Consider the following 19480-nt stretch of genomic DNA (forward strand, 5'->3'; position numbering starts at 1 on the left):
ATGTATGTATCAAATAGATTCTACTGATGTGGAGGGGCTGTGAGTCGGGCGTTCTCGTCCGATTCTTTCGTACAAAATTGTATAAGATATCAAAAGTTTGCGGACAAAAACGAAGAAATAAGATGATGCGCGTCATTGTCTAGTGTGTGTTTTAGTGAGATAGAAATAGTAGCATTTCATGGTATCATAATGCTCCAATCCTGGTTGGTGGTGGGTGCTCGTAAGGTGTGATGTTGGGGCGGATCGCGGGTGCTGTCTGGGAGTCTCTAGCCGATATGTCGCTCTTGAATATTCAAGGGTGATTTAGTAACTTATGTATGTGACAAATGCGGGGCTGATTGGGGATATAATGATGTCAAAGTACAGCTCGTTGACGACGTTCCTAGCGAGTCGCACGCAGCCGAAAATATCGATGTCGTTTGAAGATATAGAACGGATTGTTGGATCAAAACTTCCGCAATCCGCGTTCAATCATAGAGCTTGGTGGAGCAACAACCCAACCAACAGTGTGATGACCAAAGCGTGGCTGGCAGCTGGGTTTCGTTCAGAGGACGTGGACATGACGGCCCGGAGGCTGGTGTTCTCCCGTAGCGTTCCCCAACTTTCGAGGGGCGATGCGACTCGGGTTGCGCCAGCGTCAACGGGTTCTCCTTTGGCCGGGTTGTTCGGTGGTTTGAAGGGCACGGTGCATATCGAGCCGGGAACTGATCTGACTCTGCCCAGTACGTCCCCGATTTACCTCTATGATGGGGGCGGTGAAGGGACGCCCATTCATCAAATCGAACCGTCACACGATGCCTGGCAGACGGAGCCCCTACCGTCGTCGGAAGATGCGACACAGGAATATAATCCGTCAAATGGCCGCGACTGGACTGAGGAGAATTAGTCATGGGCATGCCGCTTCTTCTCGATACCTGCGCCGCGCTTTGGGTGGCGCAAGGAGCACCCATCTCCGACGAGGCCAGGGGTACGCTGATCGAAGCTCGGCTGCGGGGGGGCGCCGATTTCGATTTCTCCAATGTCGGCTTGGGAACTCGGTCGGCTGGTAGAGCAGGGCCGGGTGCGGCTGGCGATGGAGCCGGCGAAGTGGTTTGCGGCGCTTGCCGGCTTGCCTGGGATGAGCATCGCGCTCATGAGCCCGGAGACGTTGATCGCGTCATCCTTCCTGCCGGGCCTGCCGCCTCTCGACCCTGTCGACCGTGTTCTGATCGCGACAGCACGTGACCAGGGCTACCGGTTGATGACCCGCGACAGAGTGATGCTGGATTACGCCGCTACCGGATACGTGCAGGCGGTTGCCTGCTAGCCCCCGCAGACTTTGGTGGAAGGGCACGCGGGGACGGCGTACGGCGTTGGCTGCGCACACACCGGATGGCCGTTAGCGGGGACGTGGCACGGATGTGACAGTGTCGATCCACGAGTAGTCGAAGTAGCCGGCACGAGAAAGTATCTGCAACTTTTCGGTGCAGACACGTCCCTCCTCAATGAATCGATCATCGATATGGGTGCCGACAATCTCGCCATAGGTGACGTGATAGCCGGCCCGCTGGCCGTGACGATCGGCCATTTCGACTGTGTCAATCCAGACACATTCGAGAGCGCAGGGCGAAGCCGCGACGCGTGGTGGGCGGACAAGGCGGCAGGGCGCTTGGGCCAGTCCCGCTAATTGGAATTCGCTCTCGCCGGGCGGCAGCGGAGTCGAGGTGATGTTCACCCGATCCAGCAATTCGCGCGTGGCGAGATTGCAGACAAACTCCCTGGTCGCCATCGCGTTGCGCACGGTGTCCTTCAGCCCCGCGCTGGAGAACATCACGATATCCGGGCTCTCACTGACGATGTTGAAGAAGGAGTAGGGGGCGAGATTGGGCCTCCCCTCCGGAGACAATGTCGAAATCCAACCTATCGGTCGCGGCGCCACAATCGCCTTCAGCGGATTGTGCGGCAGGCCATGATTGCCGAGAGCAGGTTCGTAGAACATGGATCAGTACCGTGTGACGAGATCGGCGAGGGCGGGCCGGGGGCGATCTTCCTGCGGACGGGCGAGCGTGCCGATATGGACAAAGCCGATGAAGCGCTCCTCGTCAGACAGGCCCAGGGTGGCGCGTATGCGAGGGTCGTAGCTGTACCATTCGGTCAGCCAGGTGGCGGCATAGCCATGCGCGTGGGCGGCGAGCAACAGGAGTGTGCAGGCTGCCGCGCCCGACAGGGTCTGCTCCCATTCCGGTATCTTGGCGTGCGGCGCCGCTCGCGAAACGACGGCGATGACGAGTGGCGCCCGGCAGAGCCGGGTGCGTTCAAGGACGATCCGCTCCGGCTCCGCTCCGGGATTGTCGAGGGTGAAGACGGTCGCGATGGCTTCGCCCGCGCGCGCCCGTGCCTCGCCCTCGAACACGATGAAACGCCACGGCGCGAGTTTCCCGTGATCCGGTACGCGCGTCGCTATGGTCAACATAGACTCGAGCTCGATCGCACTCGGGCCCGGGGAGGCGAGGTCGAACACCTTGGGACTTTTGCGTGTCCGGAGCAGGTCGAGGGCGGAGCTGTCGGCAGTCATGGGCAATGTTCCACAGTGAGCGCGCTGGAAGAGCGACGAGGCAGCCGGGTGGGCCAGCTCGGGGAGGGACGGGACCGGCAGTTCACTGGCGCGGGAACGCGGCTCGGAGAATCACAACGTGATTATACCAAGGCTTGGTCGCTCTCCCGAAGGAGGGGCCATCTGCCGACCGAGAGGCGTCCTGCCGGGGGATCGGAGAGATGACAGTGTCGCCCTTCGCGTCCGACGACGAATGACGTTGCCAGATGTGCCGTCTGATCAGGTTGTTCCTGCGAGGGCTGAACTTGCGCTCGTCGGCCGAGACTCGGCACTGCCCTCCCGCGTCGTGCTAGACTCTCTTTGCCGGTCCGCGGCTCTTCGATGGAAAGACCGGGACAGGTATAACAGGCCGCAGCAGGAATTCGATGAAGTGCTCAGCCTCGCCCTTGGTCTTCGGCGTGTGGTGCCCGGTGCGAATATGTTGGATGCCCTCATGCGACGCACTTCGCGGAACTGTCTGGCGATATCTGGTTCGTGGTCTTCGGCCATCCGGTGGATTGTGCGCCGCGTGCCCGGGGCCGGGGTGGTTTGATAAGGCGCTTCGTCGTGCCACGCGGTCATCGAGCGGCATCTCCACATGGGCGAGACCGGCGCAGTCGTCTGCATGCGGGTGCAACAGCTGGTCGCCGACGCCCTCGCCGGCTCCGCTCCTGTTGCCGTTGATGCGGGGACCGATGCCTTCGAAAGCGGGCGAGATACAGGGCGCATCCGGCCGTTCCCACTGATGGGGCCGCGCCGGCTCCCTCGGCGTGGGCGCGGCGAGCACGACGAGCGCTTTCGCATCTGGCGTCCAACCACTGTGGAGCGGCTCATGCTCCGCCGGACGGCGGCCTCGCGTCGTTCCGCGGATAGGCACTTAGAGGGGAGGCGCGACTTCCCGCCGGAACTGGCGGTGACGGCGCCCAGGGGTATGCGGCGGATCGGAGAGCGATCCTGACGATTGCGAGGCACCTTTGCGGAGGGCTCTATTCATGCGCGATCGGAACATCATTGCCTGCAAGTTCCGGGGAAACAGCGGAATACCGGCAGCGCTCCTGCGTCAGGCGGAGGTCGCGGGCGCCTCTTCGTTGTGCCTTTGCGGCTCGGATCTGGGTGGCGCCAAGCGCGGCGCGGGCCCTTGGCGGGTGTCGCGCAAGACGTCGTGGCGGCTTAAGGGCGTGACACGGTCTATCCCACGCGGCAGGCCGCGTTCGGTAGGTCTGCGACAGCGGGGGTACTCGCTCTTTTCTGCGTTTCAGGATGGGCTCGAAGCAGCGATTCCGACGATCATCGGGCATTCCGATGACTTGAATTCGCCTCTGTTTGAAGGCACCTACAGCGGCTATGTCGCAACGTGTCCTTCCCCTCCTGCTACGGTTCCTTAGCCATACCCGGCGAGCGCTCAGGCTTGGGTCCGGCGCACCCATTCGTCCCTGTGCGGCGGTGCTGAGCCTGGCCGCCATTATCATTACCGGCGGCGGTGCCTTGGCGCAGGTGACGCTTTCCTCGCCGACGGGGAACGTTGCGCAACTCGCCCCCTTTCAGGCGCCATCCCCAGCGCGATCGCCCCAGCCTTTCACGTCGGCGCCGGTTCAGCCATCTCGCGCCATGCCTTTTGTCGGCGCTCCGGCACCGTCTCCCCCGCCTTCGGGCGCGGCCGGGCCGGCGGCGCGCATACCCGCCACCGGACGCGCCGAAGGTGGCGACCCGCACACGATCCTGCCGCAGCCGCCGGCAGGAAAGGTGGCGATCGGCATGAGTGCCCGTTTCGGCGACAAGGACGGGTTGATTCCGCGTGGTCTCGTCTGGCGCGTCTTCGCCGACCGGCCGGAAGCGTCCGGGGCCTATCCGCTGGTGGCAGAAGCGGCCGACCCCGCCCCGGTGTTCTTCCTCTCGCCCGGCGGCTATGTGGTGCATGTGGCCTATGGCCTGGCCAGCGTCGCGCGGCGCATCGTGGTCGGCGAGGAATCGCGGCGCGAGCAGCTCGTCGTCCCGGCCGGAGCGGTGACGCTGCACAGTGATGTCGGTGACAAGCCGGTGCCGGCGGACAAGGTCACCTATGATCTGTTCGAGGGCAGCTTTCTGCAGGGCAGGGCGTCGAGCCGCCCCTATTACCGTGGGGCAAATCCCGGAGATCTCATTATCCTGCCGGCCGGGGATTATTACGTCGTCTCGACCTATGGCGACGGCAACGCGGTGATCCAAGCGGATCTCGCGGTGGCGGCAGGCAAAGTGACGGATGCGACCCTGCACCACCGCGCGGGCGAGGTGACGCTACGCCTGGTGAAGGTGGCCGGAGGCGATCCGATGCCGGAGACGCAATGGTCGATCGGCACGCCGGGCGGCGACAGCGTCAAGGAATCGATCAATCCCGAGCCGACCTTTGTGCTGGCTGAAGGTGAATACACGGCAGTCGCACGTTACCAGGGCAAGACCTACTCGAAGGTGTTCACGGTAGAGACCGGCAAGAACGAATCGGTCGAGGCGCGTGTGGGCGATCAGGTGACGCCGGATGCGCTGGATGGGCAGGACGGCAGCGGCGACTGAGAGAAGGCCGTCCCGTCGTCTATGGTCAACGCTTTCTTAAGTTGCTGCGATGCACGATCGCTCTCGTGATGAACCGGGCCGGGAGTGCGCGATGATCGTGCGGCAGTTTCTGGATTGGGCGCGGACCGCTCCGGAGGATGCGCGAGCCAAGGCGGTCGCGGCTCTGGCCCGCGCCTATGTTCGCCCCGAACTTGGCGCGACCGAGCGGGCCGAGATCGATGAGGCCCTCCCGGCACTGGTGGCCGACCCTTCGCCGATGGTCCAGTTTCAGCTCGCTTCCGCCCTGTGCCGCCACCCTCTCGTGCCGGCCGATGTGGCGCTTCAGCTTGCGCGGCTTCCAGGGGCGGCCGGTGAGACGATGCTGGAACACTCAGCCGTACTCAATGTGCGTGAACTCATTGCTCTTTGTGCGGATGGCGACGCCGATAAGCAGCAGGCGATTGCGCGGCGGGCGAGCCTGCCGGCGCCGGTCGCCGCCTTGTTGGCGGAGGTCGGTAATGTTGAGGTCGTGCTGGCACTGGTGAGCAACCCGACGGCGGACGTGCCGGGCTTCGCTCTCGGTCATATCGTGTCGCGTTTCGGACGGGTGCCGGAAGTGCGGGAGGCGCTGCTCGGCCGGCCGGACCTGCCGGCGGCGGCGCATCAGGCGCTGATCCGTGTTGTGGCCGGCGCGTTGTCGGCCTTTGTCGAAGAGCGCCAGTGGCTGTCGCCGCAGCAAGCGGCACGGCTGGCGCGCGAGGCTGCTGACCAGGCCACGGTGACTCAGGTTGCGGCCACGGATTTTACCCAGACCCGCGCTCTTGTTCAGGACCTGCAGGCCAGGGGCGAACTGACCTCCGCGCTGGTGCTGCGCTCGCTGCTGTCGGGCCAGATGCGGCTTTTCCTCGAGGCGGTCTCCGTCCTCTCCGGTATTGGGGTCAACCACGTCTCGGCTCTGGCTGCCGATCGTTCGGGCGAAGCCTTCCGCGTGCTCTATGACCGGCTGGGAATGCCGCGCGGGGCGTTCATTGCCTTCCGCACCGCGCTCTGCGTCGTTCAGTCCGAAGCCTATGTTGACGATCTCGACGAGGAGCCGGGGCTACGTCTGCGCATTCTCGACGAGGTGCTCGCGGCTTATGAAGAGGCCGGTGAGAGCGCGCAGGGCAATCGCATTGTCGGCATGCTGCACCGCTGGCAGAGCGAGGCGCGCGAGCGTTCGGAACGGCAAACCCTAGCGGCGTGAGCGCTCGTCAGCCGAATTGTTCGGCCAGTATGCGTTCCTCAATCGAGTGATCGCGGTCGACCAGCATGGTCATCGAGGAATTGGCGTCGAGCCGTGCGCGCACCGCCACCACGTCGCGCACTTCGAAATGATCGGCCGTGGCATTCACGGGACGCTTCTCGAACTCCATCACCGCAATGTCGACGCGGGCGCGGTCAGGTACCAGCGCCCCGCGCCAGCGGCGCGGCCGGAAGGCGGAAATGGGGGTGACCGCCAGAAGCGGCGTGCCGATGGGAAGGATCGGGCCCTGAGCGGAGAGGTTATAGGCCGTTGATCCAGCCGGCGTCGCCACGAGAACGCCGTCGCAGATCAACTCTTCCATCCGCACCTTGCCGTCGATGGCAATGCGAAGCTTTGCCGCCTGATAGGATTGGCGGATGAGCGACACTTCATTTATGGCCCAGGCGCGGTGCTGGCGCCCCTTTATGTCGGTCGCTTCCATCATTAGCGGATGGATCACCACCCGCTGCGACGCGGCGATACGCGCGGGCAGGTCCTCCTCGCGAAAACTGTTCATGAGGAAGCCGACCGAACCGCGATTCATACCGTAGATCGGCGTGCCGCTATCGCGGAAGCGGTGCAGGGTTTGCAGCATGAAGCCGTCGCCGCCGAGCGCGACGACGACATCGGCGTCTTCCGCCGGCACGGTGCCATAGCGCGCCGCGAGTCGGCTTTGAGCCTGGAGCGCGTCCGGCGCCTCACTGGCCACGAAGGCAATGCGGCTCAAGGCGGTTGACGCGTCAACCTCGGCGTGGTTCGGACCGGCGGGGCGGGCGACTTCGTTCATGCGGACTGCCCGATGGGATGAGATGGCAAGGCCCGAAGGCGGCGACGGCACGGCGCTGGTCTACACGCACGCACCGTGCGCCGTCGAGACGCTCACTCGTCCGGGGTGCGCAGATAGGGCTCTACCGGGCCCACCAGCTTGACCGTCATCGGATTGCCGGCACGGTCCTTGGCCTTGCCGACCGAGACCCGGATCCAGCCCTCGCTGACGCAATATTCTTCTACGTTGGTCTTCTCCGCGCCCTTGAAACGGATGCCGACGCCGCGTTCCAGCAGCTCCGCATTGTGGAACGGGCTGTTCGGGTCGCTCGACAGGCGATCGGGAAGAGTGTCGGACATGGACGGTCCTCGGTTCATAAACAGGTGAGGCGAGACATAGCCCCGCCCCGCCGGTCTTGCCAAGTCGCGACCTGCCGGCCGGCGTCAGAGCACCGGGCGCCACAGCGCCGGAACGACGGCGTAGCCCTCGCCTTCCTTGCGGATAAAGCCCGTGGCGGGGAAGGGGTAGTGGTAGCCCGTGAGCTGGAGCCGCTCCGCCGCCACCATGTCGTAGATGCGACGGCGGGTCTGCACGGCCTTGGGCCCGTCCATATCGAACTGCACCTGCCATTCCGGATGCGGAGCGAACAGAATCGGTGTGTTGGTTGTGTCAGACTGGATGAACAGCCGCTCATTGCCCGAGGCGAAGATGAAGGCGGTGTGGCCGGGCGTATGGCCGGAAGCGTCGACACTCGTCAGGCCGGGGGCGATCTCCTTGTCCCAGCCATAGCGGCTCACCTTGCTGTCGATATCCTTGAACACCCGGCGGACATTGGTGAAATTGCCCTTCAGCGCGTCCGGCGCGCGGCTCATCTCGCCTTCGTCCATCCAGAACGCCCATTCCGCTTCCGGTACCAATATCTCCGCGTTGGGGAAGGCGAGACCGCCATCGGCGGTGCGCAGGCCATTAATGTGGTCGCCGTGGAAGTGGGAAATCACCACGGTCTCGATGTCCGACGGCTTGACGCCCGCCCAGGCCAGATTGGCCTGCAGACGCCCGACCGGCGCATTGCCGGACTGCGGACCATTGCCGGTGTCGATGAGAATGAGCTTGCCGCCATTATTGATGAGCAGCGGATTGAACGGGATCGACATCGTGTCCTTCGGCTGGAAGGCGGTTTCCAGCGCGGCATTGATCTCCTCGCGGGAGGCGTTGCGCACGAATCCGTCGGCCAGGGGGAAGGTCCGCATGCCGTCATTCACGGTGGTCATCTCGGCCGTGCCAACACGGTAGCGATAGAGCCCTGGTACCTGCTGGCCTGTGGCGGTTTGCGCTGCGGCTGGAGAGACGGTGGCGAGCAGCGGCAGGGCGGCGGGCATCGCGGCGAGGCCTGCGGCACCGGCAAGCGCATGGCGGCGGGACATCTGGCTCATCGCTGGCTCCGTTATGTTGGCGTGAGGTCGTGGGGGATGCCGCAGGCTAGTGCCGCAGCGTGAGCCCGTCACGACGAGTGCCATCACGTTCGGGTGATGATAGCCGGCTTAGTATCGTTCGGAGAGTCTGCCTGAGCTCAATGGCTGGGGTGGCAGCGGAATCTAGGCCTTGGGCTTCTTCTGCAACACGACATAGGCGATGGCGGCGACAAGCGTCAGCGCGACGAAGATCACGCCGACCACATTGATGACGGGCGAGAGGCCGAAGCGCAGGCGCGAGGCAATCTCGGTCACCAGCGTCCACTCGCCGCCGATGGCGAACACCGTGGTGTTGTAGTTCTCGAAGGACTGCAGAAATGCGACCACGGCAGCGGTGAAGCAGGTCGGCGCCAGGAAGGGGAGGGTGATGCGCCGGAACACCAGCGTGTGGCTGGCGCCGAGATCGAGTGCGGCTTCCTCCAATGTGCGATCCTGTCGCTGCAGGCGGGCGAGGAAGAGCAGCATCGCGTAGGACGCGATGAAGCTCGATTGCGCCATGACCGCGACGAACAGCCCGCCCGGCACGCCGAATTCCCGCCAGAAGATCAGGCTGGAAATGCCGAGGATGATACCGGGGGTCAGCACCGGCGACACCAGCACGGAATAGAGCATGGTGCCGGAGCGTTGGCCGAGCCGGGTCAGTATCAGAGCCCCAGACAAGCCGGCCGGGATCGAGACCACGATGACCCCCAGCGCCACCAGCACGGAGTTCACCAGGCCTTGCAGCAGCCGCTGATCATGGGCGAGAGCGACGAACCATTTGAGGGTGAAGCCCTGCCATTGGGTGACGGAGGGATAATCGAAGGAATTGAACGCCGCCGCCGACATCACCGCCAGCGGCAGGAAGAGGTAGAGGACGAAGAGGCCGATATAGATGTTCAGCACCAGCCGCGCGCCGGCACTCTCCGTGGCGGTGCTCATTTCGCGATGTCCCTCAGCCCGACGCCGAACAGGCGCATCATCAAGAGGATGAAGGCGGTGCAGACCACGAGCAGCGACACGGCATAGGCCGAACCCATGTTCCAGTTGTTCGCCTCATAGAACTGCCGGTAGACGAGCTGGCTGAACCAGTCGCCGCCCTGGCCGCGCGTCATGATCGCCGGCACGGAATAGGAGCCGGCCGACAGCATGAAGGTCATAATGCAGCCCACCGCGATGCCCGGCTTGGCGTGCGGGATGATGACGCGGCGGTGGATGCGCAGTGTCGAGGCGCCGAGGTCTCGTGCGGCCTCGATCTGGTTGCGGTCCAGCGTCTCCAGCGTGTTCACCATCGGGAACACCATGAACAGGACATAGGTGTAGATCATCGCCAGGAAGACCGCGGATGGATTTTCCAGGAACGGAATCCACTCGCGGGCATCGAGGTTGATGAACCCCATCCATTGCAGCACGCCATTGATGACGCCGCGATAGTCCAGGATCATCAGCCAGGCATAGACCCGCAGCAATTCGTTGATTGCGTAGGGGACGATCAGCGCGACCATCAGGATGATCGCCTTGCGCGGGCCACTCGCCAGCGCCACGACATAGGCGACGGGGTAGCAGACGATGAGCGCCAGTGCCGTCACCAACAGAGCGTAGAAGATGGTGCGCACGAAGATGTAGAAATGCAGGCCGCTCATGCGGGTGAAATTGGCGATACCGTAGGTTTTCGGCGGGTTCTTCTCCTGCGCCTCCAGCGTGGCGATCTCGGCCTGCTTCTCCGCGACGCTCTGGTCGAGGCTTGCCTGCTTCGCCGGGTCGGTTTCGCTTTGCCGGTCGAGCTCGATCAGCGAGATGTCGTTGTAGAGCCGATCAATGGTGAGCGACACGTCGCCCTTTGATTCCCGCCACCACAGGGACTGCTCGACCATAGCCCCCAGCGGCACCAGAATCAGCACGAGTACCCAAGCGATGGCGATGCCGACAATGACAGCGGCGAGTGGCCGGCCATAAGCGCGGGCGAGGCTACCCATGGGCGAGTGCTCCCACGGGGTAGATGAGTGCGTCATCGATGCCGAAGGATAAGGTCAGTTCGTCCGGCAATTCGCGCACGGAGGGGCCGTTCGGTACGGTGACGGTGAGCGTCTGGCCGGCGGCAGCGCATTGCAGATGCACCGATGCCCCTTCCAGGCTGCGGGCCGCGAGGCGGACAGCCACGGTGTTTGCATCCGTGCCGCCAAGGGCGATGCGTTCGGGGCGGACCAGGAGCAGGGCCTCCTCGCCGACGCGAAGCGGGCCTTTCACTCGCCCCTCCAACCGGCCGATGGACGTGTCCACCACCGCCCGTGTGTCGGCGACGCCAGCCACTGTGCCGCGGAGCACGTTTTGTTCGCCGACAAAGGTAGCGACGAAGGGCGTCGCGGGATCGGCATAGAGCGTATCGGCGTCCGCGACCTGTTCGAGCTTTCCGCGGCTCATCACCGCCACGCGGTCGGACATGGCGAGCGCTTCGCCCTGATCATGGGTGATGTAAATGAAAGTGATTCCCACCCGCTTCTGTATGGCGCGCAGCTCGCTGCGCATATGCTGGCGCAGCTTGAGGTCGAGCGCGGAGAGCGGCTCGTCCAGCAGCAGCACTGCCGGCTCGACGGCGAGCGCCCGGGCGATGGCGACGCGCTGGCGCTGGCCGCCGGAGAGGTCGGCGGGCTTCTTTTCGCCATAGCCGCCAAGCGCCACGAGTTCGAGAAGTTCCTGCGCGCGCTTCAGCCGCTCGGCCCTGCGGATGCCGCGTGCTTCCAACCCGAAGGCGACGTTTTCGGCGACGCTCATCAGGGGGAAGAGGGCAAGATTCTGGAAGATCAGCGCGGTGGGGCGCTCATTCGGGCCCTTGCCCGCCATGTCCTCGCCGCCGATCAGCACCCGGCCGGCGGTGGGCTCGATGAAGCCGGAAATGGTGCGCAGCAATGTGGTTTTGCCGCAGCCGGAGGGCCCGAGGATAGAGAAGAACTCGCCCGCGTGAATGGAAAGATCGGTCGGTTGCACGGCAGTGGAATCGCCGAAGCGGATCGACACCTTGTCGAGACGCACGTCTTTGCCGCGCAGCGAGGTCGCATCAGCCATGGTGGGGTCCGTTCTGGCCGTTCTGTTCGGCCGTCCACGTCATACAGGCATTCCGCCGGGCGGCGGGCATCCCCGAGCGAAGCCCGGAGATGCCGTGGTGTCGTGTGAGAGCGCCGTATCAGCTGTTGGTCAGCTTCTCGACATACTCGCCGCGCAGCTTGGCGTAGAAGTCCGTCTGCATCGGCCACCAGAACAGATTGTCGATGGTGCCGGCCGGATAGGCCGCATCGAACGCCGCCCGGGCTTCCTCGGAGAGGAACTGGCCGGCGCCGGCCGCAGCGCTGTTGTAGCCGGTGGTGTTGGAGAAGCGCGCGCCGACTTCCGGCTGATAGAGGAAGTTGGCGAAAGCGTAGGCCTGCTCGACATTCGCGGCGCCCGAGGGGATGCCAAGCGTGTCGGTCCAGGCAAGGCCGCCTTCCTTCGGCATGCCGTAGCTCCACTTCTTGTCGGTGTTGCGGTGGAGCAGGATGCCGGTCGTATCCCAGGTCTGGCCAATGGTGCAGCCAGCGTCGGTGAAGGCGGCGGTGGCCTCGGTGGCGTTGTTCCAATAGGCGCCGATATTGCCCTTATGGGCGAGGATGTATTTGAGCACGCCCTCGAAGACGCGGCGCGAATCAGCCTCGGACTTGTAGAGGTCGAGGCCGCGGTCCGACTTCAGCTCGCCGGTGGCGTCGAGATAGAGCGCGACGCCGTTGAACACCGACTTCTGGCGGATGGCGGTCTGCTTCGGGTGGTCGGCGAGCCACATGTCGCCATAGGAGATTTCACCGGACTTCTTGCCGGGGAACTTGGTGGAATCCCAGGTGATGCCCTCGGTGCCCCAGTCGAACGGCACGAGATAGCGCTTGCCGCGATAGGCCGCGCCGAGCTTGAGCGAGTTTCGATAGATCGAGGGAATGATCAGCGAGGACTGGAACTTCGCCTCGTCGATCGGCTGGAGCAGGTTGTCCTTGTAGTAGTTGGGGCCGGTGTCGACGGACGGGAAGATGATGTCGAAGCCCTTGCCGCCGGCGGCGCGCAGCTTGTTCTCGCATTCTTCGTTGGAACCGTAGGTCGACAGGTTCACCTTGACGCCGGTCGCATTGGTGAAGTCGGCCAGCAGTGTGTTCTTGTCGAAATAGTCGCCCCAGGCATAGACGTTGAGCGAGCCGGAGGTGGCGAGCGCGTCGTGGGCGCGGAGCACGGCGGGCGCGGCGATCGCGAAGGCGCCGGCCTTCATCAGGTCGCGACGAGAAAAGCGGGTCATCAGTACCTCCCTTTGCCCCCGGGGGGCGAAACGGCGTTCGCTCTAGTTCGGGGCGATGAACGGACGATGACACGGTAAATCCGCGCGTGGAAGCCACTGTCGCAAATAACCAATGCGAGGTAGTGGCTGTTCAGGAGAGGCAACCAAAAGCGGCATTCTGGTGCCCCATCAACCTGTCGAGGGTGCGACAATCTGTCATGCAATGGACGGCTGGCTTTGATGCGCGCCTGCCTTACTTTCTCACGACCCGTTGATCCGGGCCCCTCTGACGCGAGCCGCCGGCGTTCGCGTGATGTCGGATCGCTTTCCGACGTCGCGCCGGCAGGATTGTCTCGCAGATGATTATTTTACCCCCGTCTCGATCCGAAGGGCCCGTTGGTGCGTTAATGCGCCGCGCGGCCATGGCTGCGCCGACCCGTCTCTTGGCGATCTCTGGGGAGTGATCCGGTGGAATATTTGATGGAACTTGCCGCCAGCCCGGCGGCCTGGGCGGCGCTTGTTACGCTTGTCGCCATGGAAGTCGTGCTCGGCATCGACAACCTTCTCTTCATTTCGATCCTGACCAACAAGCTGCCTGAAGATATCCGGCCTCGCGCCCGGCGGATCGGCATCGGTCTGGCGCTGGTCATGCGTCTCGGCCTGCTCAGCACCATCGCCATCATCGTCACCCTGGTCGAGCCGGTGTTCTCCGTCTTCGGCCATCCCTTCTCCTGGCGCGACATCATCCTGATTGCCGGCGGCCTGTTCCTGGTGTGGAAGGCGACCAAGGAGATCCATCACAGCATGGCGCCGCATGACGAGCAGGAGGCTTCGCTTGGGGGCACTCTGCAGGTCAGCTTCAGCGCTGCGATCGTGCAGATCCTGATCCTCGACCTCGTCTTCTCGGTGGACAGCATCATCACGGCGGTCGGCATGACCGAGCACATTCCGATCATGGTCATCGCCGTCGTGTTTGCGGTGCTCACCATGCTTTTCGCTGCCGGCCCTCTGGCGAATTTCATCAACCGCAACCCTTCCATCGTGATGCTTGCTCTCGGCTTCCTGCTGCTCATCGGCACGACGCTGATCGCGGAGGGTTTCGGCGCCCATGTCTCGAAGGGCTATATCTATGCCGCCATGGCCTTCTCGGCTTTGGTCGAAGGCCTGAACATGCTGCAGCGCAAGCGCCGGCCGACGGCGGCGGGGCAGGCCGTTGCGGGGCATCATCACAGCCCCGCGCCGGACGCGCCGCCTGCCCAACACGGCCGCGCGAATGCCTGAATGTGAAGCGGCGGCGTGGGAAAGGAAAAGCCCGCGCCGCCGGACACTGCTAGGATCGGGCGTCCCTCCAGAGAAGGAGCCCGGTCCATGGCTGACACACCCGAGCCGCATCTCCCCGCTGACGAGGGCGGGGACCTCCCGCCCGACAGCAAACTCACCCGCACCAAGCGTGCCTGGGCTCGGTCTGGCAAGTTCCTCACCGGTCGCGTCGCCCGCCCGGAAGAGGACCGGCTGCCGCCCGGCCAGCATCTCGTGCGCGATTGGCCGGTGCTCGACCTCGGTATGCAGCCGCGTGTAGCTCTTGATCGCTGGCGGCTCGACGTAACCGGCGAGGTAGAGAATCCCGTTTCCTGGGACTGGGCAATGTTCCGATCGCAGAAGCAGACCCGGGAAACGACGGATATTCACTGCGTCACCACGTGGTCGCGCTACGATAATCACTGGGAAGGCCTCGCCACCCGCGACCTGCTCGACGTGGTGATGCCGCGGGAGACCGCGCGCTTCGTGCTTCTCCACTCCTATGACGGCTACATCACCAATCTGGCGCTGGAGGATTTCGCGGCAGAGGATGCTCTCATCGTCCACAGCTGGGAGGACAAGCCGCTCACCATCGAGCATGGTGGCCCGGCGCGGCTGGTGGTGCCGCATCTCTACTTCTGGAAAAGCGCCAAATGGCTGAAGAAGATCGAGTTTGTCGTCGCCGACAAGCGTGGCTTCTGGGAGGAGAACGGCTACCACAACCACGCCGATCCGTGGAAGGAAGAGCGCTATTCCGACGAGGAATGAGAGTAAAAAGGAGCGCTCTGGCGCGCGCCTGCCGTTGGGTGGTGAATGGTGCCGGCTGAGGGGATCGAACCCCCGACCTTCGGTTTACAAAACCGCTGCACTACCGCTGTGCTAAGCCGGCCCCGGTTCGGCATCTGCATGGTCCGCCCGAACGACGGAAACACGGTCGATGCCCTTGGTCGCGCCGGCCATCGTGCCGGCGGCGACCGTTTCTCTTCGCCGATGGCCGCCGTCCGGTCAAGACGGACGCATGGTCGGCCTCGGGTATAGCACTCACCTCGGCCCGCTGAAGCTCGTCATCTTGCCGCCGCGGAACCGGCATTCAACATTCCAGAAACCCAGTTTGCCGGGGGACTTGATGACGCTGAAGGAGAGCGTCGCCACCTTTTCCCGACCGGGACGCACAGACTTCGCGGCAAGCTTCACAATGGGGTAGGCCGGCGCTGTCCGAGCAGCCTTCTCGCAATAACTGAGGGCGTCCCGGTCGGAAATTTCCAGTGGACCCGGCCCGGGACCCGGACCTGGCGGATAGGGATAGGGATAGGGCGGCGGCGGGGGCGGCCGATTCTGATCGAGCGTGATCCGGCAGTCGGAATAAGCGCGTGTACCCGGCACCAGTCCCCAGGACCGGCACTTGGCATCATCGGCCTGGTCCGGCGTAGGGTAGGGTGGTGGATAGGGAGCCGGATGAGACGGCGCGTAGGGCGGCGGATAGGGCGCAGGCGGCGGATAATACTGGGCGAGGGCGGGAGCGCTGGTGATCAGCACCGCCGTCACGGCTGAAAGCAGCTGTTTCAAGATTCGTGATCCCCCTTGAATACACCTCTGCCTGCGGCGGCCCAACGGAGCTGTCAAGGCGCCTGGTGTGGTGCCACGGTGCAACGGGTACCGGCGGATCACGCTTATTCAGCGCCGGTAGAATGGTCCATCCTGACAGGTAAAGAGATGGGAGGCCGCATCCACCCCTTAAATACCGGCAATCTGCCGGAAACCGACAAAATACGCCATTGCGCCAAGCGCGGCCTTCTGCGAGAAGAATCCGTGGGAAATCGTTCGCACCGGCGCGTGCCGAATCCCCCCGGGGTGACGACCACCGCGGGCACGCCATTTGGGAGGCTGGACTATGAAGCGATTTTTGTTCGGACTGGCGGCGATGCTGCTGGCCGGCATGGCCGGCAGCGCGTCGGCCCAGACGATGAGCTATGCCGAGGCCGGGGCGCTGATCGCCAAGAACTGCGGCCCCTCGATCGAAAAGTTCTGTGCCAAGGCCAATCTCGGCACGGGTGAGGTTCGCAACTGTCTGATGGCGCATCAGGATCAGGTGCCGCAGCAGTGCTTCGACGATTATGCCGCCGCGCGGGCTTCTATCGCCAAGCGCATTGCGGCGCAGGGTGACGCCTGGAATGTGTGCAACGCGAATATCCGCCAGGCCTGCGCAGGCGTTCAGCCGGGCGATGCCAACATCCTGACCTGCCTGCAGTCGGCTAGCAAGGTGATCCGGCCGGCCTGCAAGGACATTCTGGTCGATGCCGGCTGGTGGCAGTGACGGAACGGCGAAACGCTAGGGAAAGAGACAGATCATGACCCGTATCACCCGTTTCGTCGGCGGGCTCGCCCTCGCCGCCGCGCTCGCCGCGCCGCTGGCCGGTGCCGCGACCGCGCAGACTTCTGACTCTGACGCGCAGATCATGCAGGGCCTGTCGCAGGCCACCATGTTCGACCCGTCGCTCACCGCCCAGGTCCTGCGCCAGATGGCGCAGGACGCCGTCACCAAGAACCAGCCGCTGACGCTCGACAAGTCCGAGATCGCCAAGCGGCTCGACAAGCTGGCGCAGATCACGGTGCAGATCCAGTTCGCGCTGGGTTCGGACATCATCCGTCCGGAATCCTACGCGACGCTCGGCTCCATCGCCGACGCCATGCACCACCCGATCCTGGCGAACTACAAGTTCATCGTGGTCGGCAACACCGATACGACCGGTACGCGTGCCTTCAACCTGAAGCTCAGCCAGGAGCGCGCCAACGCCATCGTGCAGGCGCTGGTCGTGGTGTTCGGCATCTCGCCGGATCGCCTGGAGGCCGTCGGCCTCGGCCAGGAGGCGCTGCAGGTGCCCTCCAAGCCGCAGGACCCGATCAATCGCCGCGTGCAGATTTTCACGATCGGCACGGTCGGCCCGATGGGCAATCCGGTGCCCACCAGCGCTCCCTGAACGGGACGCTCGCATCTTCCTGTGATAGGAAGCCGGCCGGTGCCCCCTCGCACCGGCCGGCTTTGTTTTGGCCGCCCCGTTTCCCGTCACATCCAGAGTTTCAGCAGATGAGCATCACCAGAATCGAAGTCGGCCCGCGCATGAGCGAGGCCGTGGTCCACGGGTCCGTCGTGTACCTCGCTGGCCAGGTTGCCAAGGGCGACAGCGTGACCGCGCAGACGCAGGCCGTTCTCGGCCAGATCGACGCGCTGCTTGCGAAGGCCGGCACCGACAAGACCAAGCTGCTGACCGCCACCATCTACCTCGCCGACATTTCCACCTTCGCGGAAATGAACGCGGTGTGGGACGCGTGGGTGTCGGCCGGCAATACGCCGGCTCGCGCCACGGTCGAGGCGGCGCTTGCGACGCCGGAGTACAAGGTGGAAATCGTCGTCGCGGCCGCGATCTGAGGGGCCGCCGACAATCATCGCCGGCGATCTAACTAAGTACAAAAAAGGCCCCGTCGCAGGACGGGGCCTTTCGTTTCTGGGGCTCTCCGAGCGGAACCGGGAGCCTTGCTCTGGCTCAGTGCCAGTTTTCGAGGTCGCGCTTATTGGTTTCCGGCGCCAGCACCAGGCCGATGACGAAGGTCGCCAGGGCAACGATGATCGGGTACCAGAGGCCGTAATAGATGTCGCCGGTAGCTGCCACCATGGCGAAGGCGGTGGTCGGCAGGAAGCCGCCGAACCAGCCATTGCCGATGTGATAGGGCAGCGACATGGCGGTGTAGCGGATACGGGTCGGGAACAGTTCAACCAGCCAGGCGGCGATCGGGCCGTACACCATGGTGACGAACAGCACCAGGATGGTCAGCAGCGCCACCACCATGGGCGTATTGATCGCGGCCGGGTCGGCCTTCGCCGGGTAACCGGCGGCGCGGATGGCCTCGGTCATGCTGGCGGTGAAGGCGTCGGTCTGGGTCTTCATCGCCGCCGCGTCGAGGCCGACGCCGCTGAACGACGGGATGACCTTTTCGCCCACCTTGACGCTCGCCACGGTGCCGGCCGGCGCCGCCTCGTTGGCGTAGTTCACCGAATTGCGGGCCAGGAACGACTTGGCGATGTCGCAGGAGGTCACAAACTTCGCCGTGCCGACCGGGTTGAACTGGAACGAGCACTCGGCCGGATTGGCGACGACGGTGACCGGCGAGGTAGCCTGCGCCCGCTCAAGCGCCGGGTTGGCGTAGTGTGTGATCGCCGCGAAGATCGGGAAGTAGGTGAGCGCCGCGATAAGGCAGCCGCCGAGAATGATCGGCTTGCGGCCGATTTTGTCCGAAAGCCAGCCGAATACGATGAAGAACGGCGTACCGATCAGCAGCGAGATGGCGATCAGGACGTTGGCGGTCCAGCCATCGACCTTCAGCGTCTGGGTGAGGAAGAACAGGGCGTAGAACTGGCCCGTGTACCAGACCACCGCCTGGCCGGCCGTGCCGCCGAACAGCGCGATGAGACCGACCTTGGCGTTCTCCCAACGGCCGAACGCTTCGGTGAGCGGCGCCTTCGAGGTCTTGCCCTCTTCCTTCATCTTCTTGAAGACGGGCGATTCGTTCAGGGTGAGACGAATCCAGACCGACACCGCCAGCAGAAGGATCGACACCAGGAAGGGAATGCGCCAGCCCCACTCCGCGAATGCCGCTTCGCCGAGATAGGTGCGGGTGCCGAGAATGACGAGCAGGGAGAGGAACAGGCCCAGCGTCGCAGTGGTCTGGATCCACGACGTGTAGAACCCGCGCCGACCATTCGGCGCATGCTCGGCGACGTAGGTGGCAGCGCCGCCATACTCACCGCCCAGCGCGAGGCCCTGAAACAGACGCAGAATGATGAGGATCACCGGCGCGGCGATGCCCCAGCTGGCGTAGTTGGGCAGAATGCCGACGACGAAGGTCGAGGCGCCCATCAGCAGAATGGTGATGAGGAAGGTGTATTTGCGGCCGACGAGATCGCCGAGCCGGCCAAACACGATGGCGCCAAAAGGGCGCACGGCGAAGCCGGCAGCGAAGGCCATGAGGGCGAAGATGAAGGCAGCGGTCGGGTTAACGCCCGAGAAGAATTGCGCCGCGATGATCGCCGAGAGCGAGCCATAGAGGTAGAAATCGTACCATTCAAAGACGGTGCCGAGCGAAGAAGCGAAGATGACCTTCTTTTCCTCGCGGGTCATGGGAGCCGCCTTCCCGGCGGGCCCCGCAGTGGTTACGCTCATGTGTTTCCCTTCCCCAAAGTAAAGTCGCGCCAATGCAGTGACGTGCGAGATCGATCGCACGCGCGATGAAGCCAGCTCGC

Annotated in this window: 20 protein-coding genes and 1 tRNA gene; 9 read left to right on the forward strand and 12 right to left on the reverse strand. The window is 64.1% G+C overall.

All coding sequences use genetic code 11. From position 1 onward, the window contains the following. Positions 1-352 precede the first annotated feature (352 nt). Together ACO07Z_RS03670 and ACO07Z_RS03675 are read left to right on the forward strand one after the other, a co-directional pair. Positions 353-886 carry a DUF7662 domain-containing protein gene (locus tag ACO07Z_RS03670; RefSeq protein ID WP_421697453.1) on the forward strand — a complete coding sequence of 178 codons (534 nt, stop codon included), beginning with the start codon at positions 353-355 and terminating at the stop codon, positions 884-886. A gap of 132 nt (positions 887-1018) precedes the next feature. Next, positions 1019-1306 (forward strand): hypothetical protein, encoded by a 288-nt coding sequence (locus ACO07Z_RS03675; RefSeq protein WP_421697454.1) that lies wholly within the window; start codon positions 1019-1021, stop codon positions 1304-1306. 72 nt (positions 1307-1378) lie between these two features. Here ACO07Z_RS03675 and ACO07Z_RS03680 read toward each other — a convergent pair whose 3' ends face one another. Further along, entirely contained in the window at positions 1379-1978 is a 600-nt protein-coding gene (locus ACO07Z_RS03680) for a flavin reductase family protein (protein WP_421697455.1), read from the reverse strand. 3 nt (positions 1979-1981) lie between these two features. After that, a complete protein-coding gene (locus ACO07Z_RS03685) occupies positions 1982-2554 on the reverse strand; it encodes a nitroreductase family protein (protein WP_421697456.1) in 573 nt (190 codons plus the stop codon). Between the two features lie 1773 nt (positions 2555-4327). On the opposite strand from ACO07Z_RS03685, the gene ACO07Z_RS03690 reads away from it, so the two are divergent. Together ACO07Z_RS03690 and ACO07Z_RS03695 are read left to right on the forward strand one after the other, a co-directional pair. Continuing rightward, on the forward strand, positions 4328-5119 hold the full coding sequence (locus ACO07Z_RS03690) for a hypothetical protein (RefSeq protein WP_421697457.1): 792 nt from the start codon (positions 4328-4330) through the stop codon (positions 5117-5119). A 91-nt stretch (positions 5120-5210) separates the two neighbouring features. Further along, entirely contained in the window at positions 5211-6341 is a 1131-nt protein-coding gene (locus ACO07Z_RS03695) for a DUF2336 domain-containing protein (protein ID WP_421697458.1), read from the forward strand. Between the two features lie 7 nt (positions 6342-6348). Here ACO07Z_RS03695 and ACO07Z_RS03700 read toward each other — a convergent pair whose 3' ends face one another. From ACO07Z_RS03700 to ACO07Z_RS03730, 7 genes are all read right to left on the reverse strand, one after another. Then, positions 6349-7167 (reverse strand): NAD kinase, encoded by an 819-nt coding sequence (locus ACO07Z_RS03700; RefSeq protein WP_421697459.1) that lies wholly within the window; start codon positions 7165-7167, stop codon positions 6349-6351. Between the two features lie 92 nt (positions 7168-7259). Beyond that, positions 7260-7505, reverse strand: coding sequence for a DUF3297 family protein (locus ACO07Z_RS03705; RefSeq protein ID WP_307022962.1), 246 nt, complete (start codon positions 7503-7505; stop codon positions 7260-7262). Between the two features lie 84 nt (positions 7506-7589). Beyond that, entirely contained in the window at positions 7590-8579 is a 990-nt protein-coding gene (locus ACO07Z_RS03710; RefSeq protein ID WP_421697460.1) for an MBL fold metallo-hydrolase, read from the reverse strand. A 162-nt stretch (positions 8580-8741) separates the two neighbouring features. Beyond that, on the reverse strand, positions 8742-9539 hold the full coding sequence (locus ACO07Z_RS03715; protein ID WP_421697461.1) for an ABC transporter permease: 798 nt from the start codon (positions 9537-9539) through the stop codon (positions 8742-8744). Further along, positions 9536-10573, reverse strand: a complete 1038-nt coding sequence (locus ACO07Z_RS03720) for an ABC transporter permease (RefSeq protein WP_421697462.1) — start codon at positions 10571-10573, stop codon at positions 9536-9538. The genes ACO07Z_RS03715 and ACO07Z_RS03720 overlap by 4 nt, the downstream gene beginning before the upstream one ends. Beyond that, the gene (locus tag ACO07Z_RS03725; RefSeq protein ID WP_421697463.1) at positions 10566-11660 is read right to left on the reverse strand and encodes an ABC transporter ATP-binding protein; all 1095 of its coding nucleotides are present in this window, start codon (positions 11658-11660) and stop codon (positions 10566-10568) included. Before ACO07Z_RS03725 ends, ACO07Z_RS03720 begins: the two co-directional genes overlap by 8 nt. A gap of 118 nt (positions 11661-11778) precedes the next feature. Beyond that, on the reverse strand, positions 11779-12906 hold the full coding sequence (locus tag ACO07Z_RS03730) for an extracellular solute-binding protein (protein ID WP_421697464.1): 1128 nt from the start codon (positions 12904-12906) through the stop codon (positions 11779-11781). A 447-nt stretch (positions 12907-13353) separates the two neighbouring features. Here ACO07Z_RS03730 and ACO07Z_RS03735 point away from each other — a divergent pair, with 447 nt between their 5' ends. Together ACO07Z_RS03735 and ACO07Z_RS03740 are read left to right on the forward strand one after the other, a co-directional pair. Beyond that, positions 13354-14166 (forward strand): TerC family protein, encoded by an 813-nt coding sequence (locus ACO07Z_RS03735; protein WP_421697465.1) that lies wholly within the window; start codon positions 13354-13356, stop codon positions 14164-14166. Positions 14167-14253: 87 nt separating this feature from the next. After that, a complete protein-coding gene (locus tag ACO07Z_RS03740) occupies positions 14254-14952 on the forward strand; it encodes a sulfite oxidase-like oxidoreductase (protein ID WP_421697466.1) in 699 nt (232 codons plus the stop codon). A gap of 46 nt (positions 14953-14998) precedes the next feature. Here the strand turns inward: ACO07Z_RS03740 and ACO07Z_RS03745 are convergent. Together ACO07Z_RS03745 and ACO07Z_RS03750 are read right to left on the reverse strand one after the other, a co-directional pair. Beyond that, positions 14999-15073: transfer RNA gene (locus tag ACO07Z_RS03745), tRNA-Thr, on the reverse strand. A 152-nt stretch (positions 15074-15225) separates the two neighbouring features. Beyond that, positions 15226-15750 carry a hypothetical protein gene (locus ACO07Z_RS03750; RefSeq protein ID WP_421697467.1) on the reverse strand — a complete coding sequence of 175 codons (525 nt, stop codon included), beginning with the start codon at positions 15748-15750 and terminating at the stop codon, positions 15226-15228. A 325-nt stretch (positions 15751-16075) separates the two neighbouring features. Here ACO07Z_RS03750 and ACO07Z_RS03755 point away from each other — a divergent pair, with 325 nt between their 5' ends. The 3 genes from ACO07Z_RS03755 to ACO07Z_RS03765 all read left to right on the forward strand — a co-directional run bounded on the left by ACO07Z_RS03755 (position 16076) and on the right by ACO07Z_RS03765 (position 17611). After that, positions 16076-16498 (forward strand): hypothetical protein, encoded by a 423-nt coding sequence (locus tag ACO07Z_RS03755; protein WP_421697468.1) that lies wholly within the window; start codon positions 16076-16078, stop codon positions 16496-16498. Positions 16499-16532: 34 nt separating this feature from the next. Then, the gene (locus ACO07Z_RS03760; RefSeq protein WP_421697469.1) at positions 16533-17162 is read left to right on the forward strand and encodes an OmpA family protein; all 630 of its coding nucleotides are present in this window, start codon (positions 16533-16535) and stop codon (positions 17160-17162) included. A 107-nt stretch (positions 17163-17269) separates the two neighbouring features. Continuing rightward, positions 17270-17611 (forward strand): RidA family protein, encoded by a 342-nt coding sequence (locus tag ACO07Z_RS03765; protein WP_421697470.1) that lies wholly within the window; start codon positions 17270-17272, stop codon positions 17609-17611. A 115-nt stretch (positions 17612-17726) separates the two neighbouring features. On the opposite strand, the gene ACO07Z_RS03770 is transcribed toward ACO07Z_RS03765, so the two are convergent. Then, positions 17727-19358 (reverse strand): MFS transporter, encoded by a 1632-nt coding sequence (locus ACO07Z_RS03770; RefSeq protein WP_421697471.1) that lies wholly within the window; start codon positions 19356-19358, stop codon positions 17727-17729. Positions 19359-19480: the final 122 nt, after the last annotated feature.

Origin of the sequence: Ancylobacter sp. (assembly GCF_965229075.1) — a bacterium.
Lineage (GTDB): Bacteria > Pseudomonadota > Alphaproteobacteria > Rhizobiales > Xanthobacteraceae > Ancylobacter.

Bases quoted from the DNA above. Each gene is read 5' to 3' on its own strand.
- ACO07Z_RS03760 (WP_421697469.1), top strand. From the start codon at position 16,533: ATGACCCGTATCACCCGTTTCGTCGGCGGGCTCGCCCTCGCCGCCGCG.
- ACO07Z_RS03705 (WP_307022962.1), bottom strand. From the start codon at position 7,505: ATGTCCGACACTCTTCCCGATCGCCTGTCGAGCGACCCGAACAGCCCG.
- ACO07Z_RS03770 (WP_421697471.1), bottom strand. From the start codon at position 19,358: ATGACCCGCGAGGAAAAGAAGGTCATCTTCGCTTCTTCGCTCGGCACC.
- ACO07Z_RS03680 (WP_421697455.1), bottom strand. From the start codon at position 1,978: ATGTTCTACGAACCTGCTCTCGGCAATCATGGCCTGCCGCACAATCCG.
- ACO07Z_RS03755 (WP_421697468.1), top strand. From the start codon at position 16,076: ATGAAGCGATTTTTGTTCGGACTGGCGGCGATGCTGCTGGCCGGCATG.
- ACO07Z_RS03725 (WP_421697463.1), bottom strand. From the start codon at position 11,660: ATGGCTGATGCGACCTCGCTGCGCGGCAAAGACGTGCGTCTCGACAAG.
- ACO07Z_RS03675 (WP_421697454.1), top strand. From the start codon at position 1,019: ATGTCGGCTTGGGAACTCGGTCGGCTGGTAGAGCAGGGCCGGGTGCGG.
- ACO07Z_RS03695 (WP_421697458.1), top strand. From the start codon at position 5,211: ATGATCGTGCGGCAGTTTCTGGATTGGGCGCGGACCGCTCCGGAGGAT.
- ACO07Z_RS03670 (WP_421697453.1), top strand. From the start codon at position 353: ATGTCAAAGTACAGCTCGTTGACGACGTTCCTAGCGAGTCGCACGCAG.
- ACO07Z_RS03740 (WP_421697466.1), top strand. From the start codon at position 14,254: ATGGCTGACACACCCGAGCCGCATCTCCCCGCTGACGAGGGCGGGGAC.
- ACO07Z_RS03730 (WP_421697464.1), bottom strand. From the start codon at position 12,906: ATGACCCGCTTTTCTCGTCGCGACCTGATGAAGGCCGGCGCCTTCGCG.
- ACO07Z_RS03720 (WP_421697462.1), bottom strand. From the start codon at position 10,573: ATGGGTAGCCTCGCCCGCGCTTATGGCCGGCCACTCGCCGCTGTCATT.
- ACO07Z_RS03765 (WP_421697470.1), top strand. From the start codon at position 17,270: ATGAGCATCACCAGAATCGAAGTCGGCCCGCGCATGAGCGAGGCCGTG.
- ACO07Z_RS03685 (WP_421697456.1), bottom strand. From the start codon at position 2,554: ATGACTGCCGACAGCTCCGCCCTCGACCTGCTCCGGACACGCAAAAGT.
- ACO07Z_RS03710 (WP_421697460.1), bottom strand. From the start codon at position 8,579: ATGAGCCAGATGTCCCGCCGCCATGCGCTTGCCGGTGCCGCAGGCCTC.
- ACO07Z_RS03715 (WP_421697461.1), bottom strand. From the start codon at position 9,539: ATGAGCACCGCCACGGAGAGTGCCGGCGCGCGGCTGGTGCTGAACATC.
- ACO07Z_RS03690 (WP_421697457.1), top strand. From the start codon at position 4,328: ATGAGTGCCCGTTTCGGCGACAAGGACGGGTTGATTCCGCGTGGTCTC.
- ACO07Z_RS03700 (WP_421697459.1), bottom strand. From the start codon at position 7,167: ATGAACGAAGTCGCCCGCCCCGCCGGTCCGAACCACGCCGAGGTTGAC.